The sequence below is a fragment of the Nocardia sp. NPDC059691 genome (assembly GCF_042733915.1).
GTDB lineage: Bacteria > Actinomycetota > Actinomycetes > Mycobacteriales > Mycobacteriaceae > Nocardia > Nocardia sichangensis.
In genome coordinates this window covers 157,748-171,091 of sequence record NZ_JBHWFB010000016.1, presented here as the reverse complement: position 1 = coordinate 171,091, position 13,344 = coordinate 157,748, and the positions used below count along the sequence as shown (strand labels likewise).

At 68.2% G+C, this 13,344-nt stretch carries 14 protein-coding genes; 11 read left to right on the top strand and 3 right to left on the bottom strand.

From position 1 onward, the window contains the following. The first annotated feature begins 127 nt into the window (after positions 1-127). The 7 genes from ACFV2O_RS30600 (at position 128) to ACFV2O_RS30570 (ending at position 7,254) form a co-directional block, all read left to right on the top strand. A complete protein-coding gene (locus ACFV2O_RS30600; RefSeq protein ID WP_379254933.1) occupies positions 128-1,549 on the top strand; it encodes a wax ester/triacylglycerol synthase family O-acyltransferase in 1,422 nt (473 codons plus the stop codon). A 10-nt stretch (positions 1,550-1,559) separates the two neighbouring features. Further along, a complete protein-coding gene (locus tag ACFV2O_RS30595) occupies positions 1,560-2,105 on the top strand; it encodes a DUF6912 family protein (RefSeq protein ID WP_379254974.1) in 546 nt (181 codons plus the stop codon). A 125-nt stretch (positions 2,106-2,230) separates the two neighbouring features. Then, the gene (locus ACFV2O_RS30590; RefSeq protein ID WP_356967366.1) at positions 2,231-3,385 is read left to right on the top strand and encodes a ferredoxin reductase; all 1,155 of its coding nucleotides are present in this window, start codon (positions 2,231-2,233) and stop codon (positions 3,383-3,385) included. A gap of 45 nt (positions 3,386-3,430) precedes the next feature. Beyond that, complete coding sequence (locus ACFV2O_RS30585; RefSeq protein WP_379254932.1) at positions 3,431-4,867, top strand: fatty acid desaturase; 1,437 nt, start codon at positions 3,431-3,433, stop codon at positions 4,865-4,867. A gap of 99 nt (positions 4,868-4,966) precedes the next feature. Then, the gene (locus ACFV2O_RS30580) at positions 4,967-6,223 is read left to right on the top strand and encodes a fatty acid desaturase family protein (protein ID WP_379254930.1); all 1,257 of its coding nucleotides are present in this window, start codon (positions 4,967-4,969) and stop codon (positions 6,221-6,223) included. A gap of 103 nt (positions 6,224-6,326) precedes the next feature. Continuing rightward, positions 6,327-6,947, top strand: a complete 621-nt coding sequence (gene bluB / locus ACFV2O_RS30575) for a 5,6-dimethylbenzimidazole synthase (RefSeq protein ID WP_356967412.1) — start codon at positions 6,327-6,329, stop codon at positions 6,945-6,947. A gap of 136 nt (positions 6,948-7,083) precedes the next feature. Further along, positions 7,084-7,254: a hypothetical protein gene (locus ACFV2O_RS30570; protein WP_356967360.1), complete on the top strand. Its 171-nt coding sequence runs from the start codon at positions 7,084-7,086 to the stop codon at positions 7,252-7,254. Positions 7,255-7,286: 32 nt separating this feature from the next. Here ACFV2O_RS30570 and ACFV2O_RS30565 read toward each other — a convergent pair whose 3' ends face one another. Further along, positions 7,287-8,579 carry an acetyl-CoA C-acyltransferase gene (locus tag ACFV2O_RS30565; RefSeq protein WP_364432462.1) on the bottom strand — a complete coding sequence of 431 codons (1,293 nt, stop codon included), beginning with the start codon at positions 8,577-8,579 and terminating at the stop codon, positions 7,287-7,289. A gap of 305 nt (positions 8,580-8,884) precedes the next feature. Between ACFV2O_RS30565 and ACFV2O_RS30560 the strand changes: the two genes are divergently transcribed. The 4 genes from ACFV2O_RS30560 to ACFV2O_RS30545 are packed head-to-tail and all read left to right on the top strand — an operon-like array spanning position 8,885 to position 11,760. Further along, entirely contained in the window at positions 8,885-9,586 is a 702-nt protein-coding gene (locus ACFV2O_RS30560; RefSeq protein WP_379254929.1) for a multiprotein-bridging factor 1 family protein, read from the top strand. Between the two features lie 10 nt (positions 9,587-9,596). Then, positions 9,597-10,034 (top strand): hypothetical protein, encoded by a 438-nt coding sequence (locus tag ACFV2O_RS30555; protein WP_379254927.1) that lies wholly within the window; start codon positions 9,597-9,599, stop codon positions 10,032-10,034. Between the two features lie 47 nt (positions 10,035-10,081). Continuing rightward, positions 10,082-10,606 (top strand): hypothetical protein, encoded by a 525-nt coding sequence (locus tag ACFV2O_RS30550; RefSeq protein ID WP_355077130.1) that lies wholly within the window; start codon positions 10,082-10,084, stop codon positions 10,604-10,606. Then, positions 10,603-11,760: an MAB_1171c family putative transporter gene (locus ACFV2O_RS30545; RefSeq protein ID WP_379254926.1), complete on the top strand. Its 1,158-nt coding sequence runs from the start codon at positions 10,603-10,605 to the stop codon at positions 11,758-11,760. The genes ACFV2O_RS30550 and ACFV2O_RS30545 overlap by 4 nt, the downstream gene beginning before the upstream one ends. Here the strand turns inward: ACFV2O_RS30545 and hpf are convergent. Then, entirely contained in the window at positions 11,736-12,344 is a 609-nt protein-coding gene (gene hpf / locus ACFV2O_RS30540) for a ribosome hibernation-promoting factor, HPF/YfiA family (RefSeq protein ID WP_379254973.1), read from the bottom strand. The genes ACFV2O_RS30545 and hpf overlap by 25 nt on opposite strands. Positions 12,345-12,644: 300 nt before the next feature. After that, a complete protein-coding gene (locus ACFV2O_RS30535; protein WP_379254924.1) occupies positions 12,645-13,289 on the bottom strand; it encodes a ComF family protein in 645 nt (214 codons plus the stop codon). Positions 13,290-13,344 lie beyond the last annotated feature (55 nt).

The window sequence follows — 13,344 nt, the reverse complement described above, 5'->3', positions numbered from 1 at the left end:
GTCATGGGCCCCCGGCGCGGAAAAACGTGTACGGAATTCATCAGAAATGCCACAACCGCCGGGGCAACGGTTGATGCGGCAGCACAATGAAGCGGGGGCGGCATCGGGAAAAGGAGTACCGGGCAGCGTGATCACGAGACTGACGCCGCAAGACACGGCCTTCTACCGGCTCGAGTCGAGTAGCAACCCGATCCATATCGGCTCTCTCGCGATCGTGCGGAACACCGATCCCGGCGACAGCTCGGGCGCGCCGATCCTGGACTACGACCGGTTGGTCGATCTCGTCGAGAGCAGGCTCTCGCTAGTACCCAGATACCGGCGCAAAGTGCGGGAGATCCCGCTGTCGCTGGGGCGGCCGGTCTGGGTCGAGGACAGCCGTTTCGACATCACCTACCACATCAGGCGTTCGGCGCTGCCCGGTCCCGGCACCGACGAACAGCTGCACGACCTGGTCGCCCGCCTCGTCTCCCACCCCTTGGACCCGGCCCGGCCGCTGTGGGAGATGTACCTGATCGAACGGCTGTCCGACGGCCGCTGCGCCATCTTCACCAAGACGCATTCCGCCCTGGTGGACGGGGACACCGCGCTCGAGATCGGCCATGTGATCCTCGACGCGGGGCCCGCTCCCCGCGAACTGGCCGGCGACGACTGGATCGCGCCGCGCGAACCCGGTGAGATGGAACTGCTGGTCGGCGCGCTCGCACACCTCGCCGCACAGCCACGCAAAGCCCTCGAGGTCGCCCGGGAGGCGAGCGCGGGCGCGTTCGCGGTGGTCGGGACGGCGGGCAAGGCGGTCGAGTCGGTGGTCGCCGCCGTGCGCACCGCGGCGACCGGTGCGCCCGCCAGCCCCCTGAACACGCGTACCTCGCGAAACCGGCGCTTCGACGTGGTGCGCACCGACCTGGCGGATTACCGGACGATCCGCAAGCGGTTCGGCTGCTCGACCAACGACGCCATCCTCGCCGTGGTCACCGGCGCTCTGCGCAACTGGCTGCTGTCGCGCGGGGAAGCGCTCACCGAGTCCACCACGCTGCGAGCTGTGGTGCCGATGTCGGTGTACGTCGAGGGAAACGAGGGCGACCAGACGCACTCGGCGAGCGAGGTGTCGTCGTTCCTGATCGATCTGCCGGTGGGCGAACCGAACCCGGTGATGCGGTTGTCGCACATCGCGCACGCCTCCGAACTCAACGGTCGTCAGCGGCGCGGCGTCCGCGCGCGTACGCTCGTGCACCTGGCCGGTTTCGCTCCGGCCAGCCTGCATGCGATGAGTGTGCGAGCGGCGAGTACGTTCGCAGAACACACGTTCAATCTGGTGATCACCAACGCGCCGGGTCCGCAAGCGCCGATGTACATCGGCGGCGCGCGGATGCTGGAGATGTACCCGGTGTCGCCACTGCTGCGCAATCAGGCGTCGAGTATCGGGATCACGTCCTACGACGGGCGTGTCTTCTACGGTCTCAACGCCGACCGCGACGCGATGGCCGACATCGGCGTGCTCGCCACGGCGGTGCGCGATTCCATGGAGGAGATGCTCGGTGCCTGCGTCTGATCAGAAGAAGCTGCGGGTCTACATCCCGGCCACGGTGCCGATGCTGCGCGATCTGGTCGGCAACCGTGAGCTGGCCCCCGTCGGCGGGACCGCGTTCGCGGTGACGCCCGCGCTGCGCGAGGCCTACGCCTCCGGCGACGACGAGGAACTCGGCGAAGTCGCCATGAACGAGGCCGCGCGCGCCTCGCTGCGACTGCTGGCCGCCGAACGCGAGGCGATCGGATCGGAGGACTCCGACGACGAGGCCGCGCCGGCGGCGGGCGGTAACCCGGTTTACCGCCGTGCGGTGATCGCCGCCGACGTGACCGGCGCGAAGCTGCGGCCCGACCTCGACGACGCGGTGGTCCGGCTGGCGGGCCCGATCGGCTACCAGCAGATCGCCTCGGTGCACGTCGACCTGGCCGACGCCGAACCACAGGTCGCCAAGGCCGTCGACGTGGTGGACGCGGCCGATCTCGGCGACACCGACGCAGAGTTCGTCCTCGGCGACGCCGAGGACCATCAATTGGCCTGGTACGCGGCCCAAGAGCTGCCGTTTCTGCTCGAGCTCCTCTGAATCGCCGCGGCGGGCGCCCCACTGACCTGCCGTCGTAACCTACGATGCCGTAACCTTGCTGGCGAGGCCTCCGATCGGCGAGACGGCGGCCCGCGCATCCGACGACAGGGAGACCAACGGCAGCGATGGGTTCGAAAATTGGGAGCTCCGTGCGAAGCGTCCGTGCGTGGCTGGAGGCGCCCGCCGCGAGCGTCGCCGAGCGCGGCGGCAAGCTGAACGTGCTGCGCGGAGCCTTTGCGCGCGTGACCACACCGCTGCTGCCCGACGACTACCTGCACCTGGCCAACCCGCTGTGGTCGGCTCGCGAGCTGCGGGGACGCATCGTCGAGGTACGCAAGGAGACCGCCGATTCCGCGACGCTGGTGATCCAGCCGGGATGGGGCTTCGACTTCAAATACCAGCCCGGCCAGTACATCGGCATCGGCATCCTGGTGGACGGCCGCTGGCATTGGCGCTCGTATTCGCTGACCTGTCCGCCGAATTGGTCCGACCCCGGCCACGGCGGCAAGCGGCTGATCTCCATCGCCGTGAAGGCGATGCCGGAAGGCTTCCTGTCCAGCCACCTGGTCAGCGGCGTGCCGGTCGGCACCGTCGTCCGGCTCGCCGCCCCGCAGGGCGGTTTCGTACTGCCGTCCCCGCCGCCGGAGAAGGTGCTGTTCCTCACCGCGGGCAGCGGCGTCACGCCGGTGATCGCCATGCTGCGCGCGATGGACCGCCGCGAGGTGTTCACCGACGTGGTGCACCTGCACTCCGCGCGCACCTCCGACGACGTGATGTTCGGCGCGGAGCTGGGCGCGCTGCGCGACCGCAATCCCGGCTTCGACACCCGCCTGCATCTCACCGCCGAGCGGGGCAAGTTCGCCCTCGCCGATCTCGATACCGAGATCCCGGACTGGCGGGAACGCCAGACCTGGGCGTGCGGCCCGGCCGGAATGCTCGACGAGATCGAGAACCACTGGCGCGACGCGGGGCTGTCGGACCGGCTGCACGTGGAGCGCTTCGAGATCGAACGCTCCGCGGTCGGTGCGGGCGGCACGGTCACCTTCGGCAAGACCGGTCGCAGCGTCGATGCCGACGGCGCGACCAGCCTGCTCGAGGCCGGTGAGTCCGCCGGTGTTCAGATGCCGTTCGGCTGCCGGATGGGCATCTGCCAGACCTGCGTGGTCACCTTGAGTTCCGGACACGCGCGCGACCTGCGCAACGGTGAGGAGCGCCGCGAAGGCGACAAGGTGCAGACCTGCATCTCGGCGGCGGCGGGCGACTGCACCCTGGACGTCTAGTCCGGCAGGTACCCTCGAGGTGTATCGAGTAGGGAAAGGACCCCGGTGGCCATCACCGACATCAAGGCGTTCGCGCATCTCACGGCGGCCGATATCGAGACACTGGGGCAGGAACTCGATTCCATCCGGCGTTCGGTGGAGCTGTCGCGCGGCGAGCGCGACGCGAAGTACATCCGGCGCACCATCGCGGCGCAACGCGGTCTCGAGGTAGCCGCCCGGGCGGTGCTGTTCGGCAGCCGCAACCGCTGGGCCTGGCTGGCAGGCACCGCGATGCTGTCGGTGGCCAAGATCATCGAGAACATGGAGCTCGGGCACAACGTCAGCCACGGGCAATGGGACTGGATGAACGACCCGGAGATCCACTCCAGTTCGTGGGAGTGGGATATGACCGGCCCCTCCGCGCAGTGGCGCCGGGCGCACAACTACTCCCACCACACCTACACGAATGTGCTGGGCAAGGACGAGGACCTCGGTTTCGGCATCCTCCGGATGACCCGGGACGAGCAGTGGCGGCCGATCCATCTGGTGCAGCCGCTGGCGAACCTGCTGCTCGCCGCGACCTTCGAGTGGGGCATCGCGCTGCACGACTGGAGCATCGACAAGGAGCTGTCGGACACCCCGCGCTGGGAGGTCGCCTCCGGTCCGAACGTGGAGTTCGCCCGCAAGATCTGCCGTCAGGTGGCCAAGGACTACCTCATCCATCCCGCGCTGACGGGTCCGGCGTTCAAGCACACGCTGAAGGCCAACGCGATGGCGAACCTGGTGCGCAATCTGTGGGCGTACGCGGTGATCTTCTGCGGGCACTTCCCCGACGGCGCGGAGAAGTTCACCGTCGAACAGCTGGAGAACGAGACCAGCGGCGAGTGGTATCTGCGCCAGATGCTCGGCAGCGCGAACTTCGAAGCGGGGCCCGCCATGGCGTTCATGAGCGGCAACCTCTGCTACCAGATCGAGCATCATCTGTTCCCCGACCTGCCGAGCAACCGGTATCAGGAGATCGCGGTACGGGTCCGCGAGCTGTGCGACAAGTACGACCTGCCCTACACCACCGGGTCGCTGGGCAAGCAGTACTTGCTGGCCTTCCGCACGATCCACAAGCTGGCCCTGCCGGACCGGTTCCTCAAGGCCACCGCCGACAACGCGCCGGAGACCTCCTCGGAGCGCAAGTTCGCCGGTATCACGCTGCCGTCGCTCGGCGCGGAGTCCACGCACTGGCTGCGCGTCGATCCGGAGACCGGCGAGCGGCGCGGCCTGCGTTCGGCGCTGCACGAGGCGAAGATCGCGCTGCGGGAGAAGGCGCGGCAGGAGAAGGAGATGCTCCGCGAGGCCAAGGCGGCCCTACAGGAGAAGGCCGAACACGAGCGGCAGGTGCTGCGCGAGGCCAAGCTCGCGTTCCAGGAACGGGCCCGTCATGAACAAGCGGCGCTGCGCGAAAAAGCGAAGCGGGACAGGCGTTTTCGCTTTCCGGGCAGGGCGCGCTAACTTACCATTCGACAGCCGGGATAGCAATAAGGTATTTGACACATCCGTGCGACGCACCTCGCAACCTACGGTTTCGTAACTTACGGTAAAGTAACCCGCATGGCGATCTCGGATGTCAAGGAATACGCGCACCTCACCGAGGCCGACGTGGAAGCACTCGGCGCGGAATTCGACGCGATCCGGCGGGAAATCGAAGCCTCGCGCGGCGCACGCGACGCGAAGTACATCCGCAACGTCATCCGGTTGCAGCGCGTTCTCGAGATCAGCGGCCGTGCGGTGCTCTTCGCGAGCCCGAAGCGCCCCGCGTGGCTGGCAGGCGTCGCACTGCTCGCCACCGCCAAGATCATCGAGAACATGGAGATCGGGCACAACGTCATGCACGGGCAGTGGGACTGGATGAACGATCCGGAGATCCACTCCAGCTCGTGGGAGTGGGACAACACCGGCGCGGCCAAGCACTGGAAGCACACCCACAACTACCTGCATCACAAGTACACCAACGTGCTCGGCATGGACGACGACATCGGCTACGGCCTGCTGCGGGTGACCCGCGACCAGCGCTGGAAGCCGTTCAACCTGGGCAACCCGGTCTACAACCTGCTGTTGCAGCTGTTCTTCGAGTACGGCGTCGCCATCCAGCACCTGGAGCTGGGCAAACTGGTGGCGGGCCGGTACAAGCCCGGTTCCCCCGAACGGGCCGAGTTCGAGCGCAAGCGCGACGAGGCGCTCACCAAGATGGGCAAGCAGGTCCTCAAGGATTACGTGGTCTTCCCCGCCCTCACCGGTCCCGCGTTCTTCTCCACGCTGACGGCCAACCTGGCCGCGAACGCGATCCGCAACATCTGGTCCAACGCGGTGATCTTCTGCGGGCACTTCCCCGACGGGGCGGAGAAGTTCACCAAGGCCGACATCGACGGCGAAACGCACGGCCAGTGGTACCTGCGCCAGATGCTCGGCAGCGCCAACATCTCCGGCGGCCCGGTCATGCACTTCATGACCGGCAATCTGAGCCACCAGATCGAACACCACCTGTTCCCCGATCTGCCGAGCAACCGGTACGCCGACATCGCCGTGCGGGTGCGCGAGCTGGCCGACAAGTACGACCTGCCCTACACCACCGGCTCGCTGCCGGTGCAGTACTTCAAGGCGTGGCGCACCATCCTCAAACTGGCGTTGCCGAACAAGTACCTGCGGGCCACCGCCGACGATGCGCCCGAGACCGCCTCGGAACGCAAGTTCGGGGGCAACACCGCCGCCTCCATCGATCCGGTGACGGGCCGCCGCCGCGGTCTGCGCACCGCGCTCGCCGGGGGACGGCGGCGGCTGGCCCGGCGCCGCGTGTCCGCGGCACGCTGACTTCCACTGCCGCCACGCCGCGGTCGGTCGGCGACGCAGGAGCCCACGCCGTGTGCGGCGAGTTCGCCGGGTTTGATTGACTCGGGCGGTGCATGCTGAAGTTCTGAGCGTCTACGAGGCCATCCGGCGCCGTCGTGACGTACGCGCGGAGTTCACCGGCGAACTCGTCGACGACGCGACACTGTGGCGGCTGCTGGATGCCGCGCACCGGGCGCCGAGCGTCGGGAATTCGCAGCCCTGGGATTTCGTGGTGGTCCGCGAGCCGGCGACGCTGCGCGAGTTCGCCGATCACGTGGCACAGAAGCGCATCGAGTTCCGCGACGCGCTGCCACCCGAGCGCGCCGCCACCTTCGAGCCGATCAAGATCGAGGGCATTTCGGAGAGCGGTACCGGGATCGTGGTCTGCTACGACCACGATCGCGGCGGGCCGCAGGTGCTCGGCCGGGCCACGGTGCCCGAAACCGGTATCTACTCCGCGGTTCTCGCCATCCAGAACCTTTGGCTGGCCGCCACCGCCGAAGGCATCGGCGTGGGGTGGGTGTCGTTCTACGATCCCGGTTTCCTGTCCGATCTGATCGGCCTCCCGGAGGGCGTCCGCACGGTCGCCTGGCTGTGCGTCGGGCCGGTGCGCGAGTTCCAGCGCATTCCGGATCTGGAGCGCTTCGGCTGGCGCGCGGGCAGACCCCTCACGGACGCGGTGCACCGCGAGACCTATCGGGGCTGACCTTCCGCGCATCGTTACCCAAATGTGCGGATCGTTCATGCTTCAATCGGATCCCCACTGGGTACGACAAGGGCGAAACTGTCACTTACGCAGTGCGCTTCATCGTGGTTTTCGTCGGTTCCAGGAGGTTTGTGCAATGGCCAATGTCGATGCTGTTCGGCTGTCCAGCGAGCTGGGCATCGATCTGGCACAGGCGACGTTGCGCCTGCGTCGAGAAGGCGTCCCCGGCGAGACCAAGCACCAGACCTGTCTGCGCATCCTCGCGGACGAGGGGCGCAAGCGCCGGGGCTTCACAGGCAAGGCCTGAGAGAGGCTCCGGCAGGGCCACTTATAGTCGCCTCAGACGCGTTCGAGCACCGCCGATGCGCCGATGCCGCCCGCGGCGCAGATACCGAGCAGGGCCGCGTTCTTGCCCGTGCGAGTCAGTTCGTTGGCCATGGTGGTCACCATGCGCGCCCCGGTGGCGCCGAACGGGTGACCGAGCGAGATCGAGCCGCCGTGCACGTTCAGCTTGTCGACGTCCACCTCGCCGACGGCGGTATCGCGATCCAGCCTTGTCTTGGCCCATTCGTCGCTGGCCAGTGCGGTAAGCACCGCCAATGTCTGGGCGGCGAAGGCCTCGTGGATATCCACGAGATCGACGTCGGCCAAGGACATTCCGGCTTTCTCCAGCGCGCGTGGCATCGAGATGGCCGGCCCGATGAGCACCTGATCGGCCGGGTCGACGCTCACGTAGCTCCACGACCGGAACGCCGCCAGCGGCCGATATCCGAGGGCGTGCGCTTTCTCTTCGCTCATCAGCAGCACCGCGGCGGCACCGTCGGTGAGCGGGCTGGCGTTGCCAGCGGTCACGCTGCCGTCGGCGGCGAAAACCGGTTTCAGCGCGGCCAGTTTCGCGACGCTGGTGTCGCCGCGCACCAGACCGTCGCGCCGGATCTCCGCGTCTTCGGGCGTGCGGATCCGCAGCACCTCGTCATCGAACCGGCCGGAGTCGATGGCGGCCGCCGCGCGGTGATGCGAGCGGGCGGCGAACTCGTCCTGGTCCGCGCGGCTCACGCCGTGGATACGAGCCATCTTCTCGGCCGACTCGCCCATCACCTCGCCGGTGGTGCGCTCGGCGATCTTGGGCCTGCTCGGTAGCAGGTCGGTGAACGGCGCCAAGCGCGCGACCGCGGACAAGTAGTCCTTCGGCTTCGGCTTGCCCAGCGCCAGCGGCGCCGCCGCGTGCACGACCTTTTGCGGCAGCTTGACCTCGGCGTTGGAGGTGGAATCGCTGCCGCCCGCGATCATGACGTCGTATTCGCCCCGCTCGATCGCGGCCGCCGCCGAGGTGACCGCCTGGAGACCGGAGGCGCAGGCCCTGGTCACGGTGTAGCCCTCACAGCCCGGGTCCAGCGCCAGGTCCAACGCGACTTCGCGGGCGATGTTCGGCGCCGCGCTGGGCAGGATGACCCCGCCCCACACGATCGCCTCCACTTCCGCGCCGGGCAGCCCGGTGCGCTCCAGCAGTCCACGGACCGCGGCGTCGGCCAGCGCGATGGAGTCCATCCGGGTGTATCCGGTGAACGCACGCAGGAACGGCGTGCGCGCACCGGACACGATCACAGCACGGCGAGCAGCTCTGGTGGCCATGCGATTTCCTTTCGAAAGCCTGGGACCACCAAACTTACTTCAAAGTAAGTTCACCGTCGACCCCCTTCGCCGACGGTGAACCCCGACGCAGCGACGATCCCCTCCACCGCCGCTGATCCGGTCCGCCGCGCGCCGTTGCGCGACGGACCGAGACGCCCGTCCCGGCGAACGCCCCTGCCCGTTCCGGAACCGTCGCATGCACTCCGTCATCCGACGCAAAGAACCGTAACAAACTTTCGACCAACTTTCCAAATAGTTTCTATTTGTTTGCCTTGCGCCTCCCATCGGCTTACCATGAACGCACTATGCATAGCCCTTCGGAGCTGTCGCGGCAGAAGAGATTCGGGCGAATCATCAAAGAACGCCGGGACGAGCTCGGCCTTACCCAGCTACAGATCGGCGACCTCGGGGGACCTTCGGCGCCGACCATCAGGAAGATCGAGGACGGCGAAGCGACCATCAGCATGCAGACGCTGAACAAGCTCGACGCGCCGCTGCGATGGCTGCCGGGCAGTGCCGCACGCACCTACGCGGGCGGCGTACCCGCCGCCGACGAACCCGCGAACTCCGCGCGCGGCGCGGGCGACTCGGTGGTGGCGGGGCCGGACGCGATCCGCTTCGAAATCTCCGACCTGACCGGCCTTCTCGCGGCATCGGGCAGTCTCAACGACGCCGTCGAGCACGGCCGCACCACCGACCCGTCGGTGGTCGCCGCGATCGCGGAACTCAACCGAGTGGTCTCCAAGCTGTCGGCGCGCTACGCGACCGCCATGCTCGAACGCAACGGTGGACCGGGCAAGCAGTTGCATCCGCTGGTGGAAATGGCCTTCGCGCACTTGCTCGCGGTCCCCGCGGAGTCCAGCGACCCCGACGAGCTACAGGAACGCCGGTACCGCCGCTGGCTGGCCGGTCGATCGGAGGATATCGATGCAGCGACGGAAGCCCGATTCCGCGCACGCTGGCTGGCGGCCAACCTGGCCACGACAGCGGTTCGAAACGGCGAGTGACGAGGCAGCCATGACCGACCACGGATCGAATCGCACGGAGCTGACCCTCAGCCACAAGATCAATCGGCTGTTCTCCGTCGTGCATCCGCGCAACGCACCGGAACGCAGCACCGAATCCGTCGCCGAGCAGATCGGCGAATCCCTCGGTCGCACGGTGCCGCCCGGTTACCTGGAGCGCCTGCGCGACGGCGAGTTCGACGACCGGAACGCGGGCGCCACAGCGGATGTCGAGATCCTCGCGGCGGTGGCGCGCAGTTTCGGCGTGGCGGCCGACTATCTGCTCACCCGCGGACCCGCGGCGGACGCGATCGACCGGGAACTCGAACTCCTCGCCACCATGCGCGACGCGAACGTCGCCAGCGTCGCGCTGCGCGGTTCGAACATCGATCGGGCCATGCTCGCCAGGATCATCCAGAGCACCGAAGGATCGGTGCCGCCGAGTCGGTAACATGCTTCCCTACATGGGCCACTGAGCTTTTGTAGGAGACCGATCACATGGCCATCCAGGCCCGGTTCCGGAGCTTGACCCGGGACCTCCCGATACCCCACCCATGGAATCTGCAGACCTACCTCGATGCCGTCGCGGCCCACCGTGGTCGCAGCATCAGCCTGTTGCCGATCGATACCGCGCTGCTCGCCGGCACCGGTTGCGGCACGGGCAGCGGCCTGTGGATCGCGAAGCAGGACAGCGACGTCATCGTCTACGGCGCGGACACCACCGAATGGCATGCCGAGCACATCATCGTGCACGAACTCGGGCACATGTTGCTCGGGCACGGCCCGGAGCAGCACCGGCCCGGTGAGCCGCCCGCGGGCACGCCGACGGTGGCGGCGGTCGCCGACCTGCTGCCCTCGATCTCGCCCGAGTCGATCGCCCACGTGCTCGGCCGCACCGACTACGGCACCCTGCGCGAGCGCGACGCGGAGACCTTCGCCGACATGGTGATGCTGCACGCCATGCGTCCACCGCGTCGCGATTCGCTGCTGCACCGCACGTTCTTCCGCGACCGGCGGCGGTGAACTCGCCGATCCCCGCGCCGATCGCGATACCGCTGATCGTCTTCGTCGCGGTGGTCGTCCTCGGACGGTTGATCGTGCTGCACCACGCCGCCGTCGACCGGCTGCTCAATCGAGCCTTGCTGTGGGGCACCGCCACGCTGGTCCTGCTCGAGCGCGGCGTCGCTCCGGGGATCGGCAGTCTGCTGCACCAGCTTTCGATGGTCACACTGCTGATGGAGGTGGCCGGTCTGTACGGTGCGGCCCGGCTGTGGTCGGGCGCCGACCCGGTCTCCGCATCGGCTCGGCAGCGGGTCTACGACCTCACCGGACTGGTGGGTGGCGCGATCATCCTCGCCGTCGGCACTCCTGCGCGACAGGAGGGCAGGCTGCTGGGGCAAGCATCGGACTGGCCGACGGTAGTGGTCTGGTCGATCCTGTGGCTTCCGCTGCTCGCCGCCGGTCGGCTGGCCTGGCGCGCGGCACTGCGCGAATTGCGCTCGGCCGAATCCACCGCCGCCGAACGGATCGTCTACGCGACCCTGCTGGTGACGCTGGTCGTCGGTTCCGCGGGCCTGGTCGTCTCCGCCGTGCGGCTGGCGGCGCCTGGTACGGCCGCGGACCCGGCCATGGTGCGCTGGGCGGCACCGACTTTCGCCGCCTCGACGCTCGGCGCGGCGCTGCTCGCCGTGCCGCTGCTCGCCGGGCTGCGGGCCCGCGCGGGCTTGGACCGCGCCGGACGGTACTGCCGTCGCCTGCGGCCGCTGTGGCGCGATCTCACCGCGGCCGTGCCCGAGGTCGTGCTCGAGCCGGACATCACCCTCGGATCCGAAGCGCGGCTGATCCGGATGACGGTGGAGATCCGCGACGCCCTGATGCACCTGCGGCACTACCTGCCCGGGGAGACGAGCCGGCCGGACTACGTGGAACAGATCGTGCGGGCCATCGCCGCGAAGACGAACGGCGCGGCCGTGACCCCGCGGCAGTTCGACCAGCCCGTGCGGCTGCCCGTCGGCGACATCGACTCGGATCTGCGGCTGCTGCTCGCGCTGGCCCGCCGCTGGCCCGCCGACGGCGCATCGACGAAAATCTCCGGGCATCCGGCCGGTGAGCCGAATGCCCGGAGAAGTGGGGACGGGTGGTTTCCGTTTCGTCAGGCCAGGCGGATCAGGCCGTAGTCGAAGGCGTGACGACGGTAGACCACCGAAGGCCGGTCGGTCTCTTTGTCCTGGAACAGGAAGAAGTCGTGGCCGACGAGCTCCATTTGGTACAGGGCGTCATCGACGGACATGGGTGTCGCCGCGTGCTCCTTCGTGCGCACGATGTGGCCGGGACCCTCCTGGTAATCCGGTTCCCGCTCTTGGTGCGCGTGGGCGGCGCCGGACTCGGCGAGCCGGTCGAACAGGGAGTCGTCCACCAGATCGGCAGTGGCCTGGGCGACCGACAGCGGCGTCTTGTCGCCGTAGTGCACCCGGCGCCGGTCCTTGGTGCGGCGCAGCCTGCTCTCCATCTTCGCGGTCACCGACTCGAATGCGGCGTAGAAGCTGTCCGCGCAGGCCTCGGCCCGCACGACGGGACCCTTTCCGCGCGCGGTGATTTCGACGCGCTGACAGTTCTTGCGCTGACGACGGTTGCGCTCGTGGAACAGCTCGACGTCGAAGAGGAAGATCGACGGGTCGAAGCGTTCTAATCGGGAGAGTTTTTCCGCGACGTAGATACGAAAATGATCGGGCACCTCGACGTTGCGGCCCTTCACCACGATGTCGCCGCGCGGCGCTCGTGGTCGTTCCGCAGTGGGTTGCTCGAGTGCTTCCTGGGTGCTGGGCTCCAGCACCGAAGCGGCGGGATCTTTCACTGAAGGTCGTGAAGAAGTCGTCACGCGTACCTCCCGGATCTGGCCGCACCGACCGATTCCAGTGCGGCGGGATTGAACCGTGCCGAACGACGATTGCTCGGCACTAGACGTCCGAGGCGCCACCTCCAAACTTGCGGTTCGGGTGTGTGTCCGCGACGCTAGTCCGCCGACGGGCTGATCGCCAGTGTTCACGCAAATTTCCCGGAGTCAAGCAGCACAAGTAACCAGAACGCCACGTGTCGGCAACCCGGCGCGCTGTAGCGCGCGCACCGACTCGAAGGCCGTCGCACCGGTGGTCAGCACGTCGTCGACCAGCACTACCTCGGCATTCGCCGGTACTCCCCAGTCCGCGGCAGGGCCGGGCGTCGTGGTCACCCGCCCCTTCAGGTTGCGAGCGCGCTCGGCGGGTGTCAAGCCCACCGAATCGCGCACCCCTTGCCCCACTCGCAACACCGGCACCACTCTGCAGTTGGGCAGCCATCGGGTAGCTACCGACGCCGAGCGAAACACCGGATCGCCGCCCCGGCGCCGCGCCGCCACGCGTCGGCTCGGCGCGGGCACCAGTACCAACGGAACACCCGGCGAACGCAGCTCGGCGAGCGCGCCCGCGAACGCCTTTCCGAGTGGCAGCGCCAGATCCCGCCGTCCCCGTTCCTTGGCGGCGAGCACCGCCCGCCGCGCGGGCCCTGCGTACGGCCCCAGCGCCCAGCACGGAATGCCCGGGTCGTTGCGCGGCCACACCCGCACCGGCGGGCCGGCCAACGTGACGGCGCAATCGGCGCACCAATCGGCTCCGGAACGTCCGCAGCCCGCACAGGCGGCGGGCAACACCAGATCGAGCAGGGTTCGCATCGACCGAGTGTGCGCCCGCCCCCTGACAGAATCGCTCGAACATGTCGACAGCGAT

Bases quoted from the DNA above. Each gene is read 5' to 3' on its own strand.
- ACFV2O_RS30590 (WP_356967366.1), top strand. From the start codon at position 2,231: ATGGGTTCGAAAATTGGGAGCTCCGTGCGAAGCGTCCGTGCGTGGCTG.
- ACFV2O_RS30580 (WP_379254930.1), top strand. From the start codon at position 4,967: ATGGCGATCTCGGATGTCAAGGAATACGCGCACCTCACCGAGGCCGAC.
- ACFV2O_RS30570 (WP_356967360.1), top strand. From the start codon at position 7,084: ATGGCCAATGTCGATGCTGTTCGGCTGTCCAGCGAGCTGGGCATCGAT.
- ACFV2O_RS30565 (WP_364432462.1), bottom strand. From the start codon at position 8,579: ATGGCCACCAGAGCTGCTCGCCGTGCTGTGATCGTGTCCGGTGCGCGC.
- ACFV2O_RS30560 (WP_379254929.1), top strand. From the start codon at position 8,885: ATGCATAGCCCTTCGGAGCTGTCGCGGCAGAAGAGATTCGGGCGAATC.
- ACFV2O_RS30555 (WP_379254927.1), top strand. From the start codon at position 9,597: ATGACCGACCACGGATCGAATCGCACGGAGCTGACCCTCAGCCACAAG.
- ACFV2O_RS30550 (WP_355077130.1), top strand. From the start codon at position 10,082: ATGGCCATCCAGGCCCGGTTCCGGAGCTTGACCCGGGACCTCCCGATA.
- ACFV2O_RS30535 (WP_379254924.1), bottom strand. From the start codon at position 13,289: ATGCGAACCCTGCTCGATCTGGTGTTGCCCGCCGCCTGTGCGGGCTGC.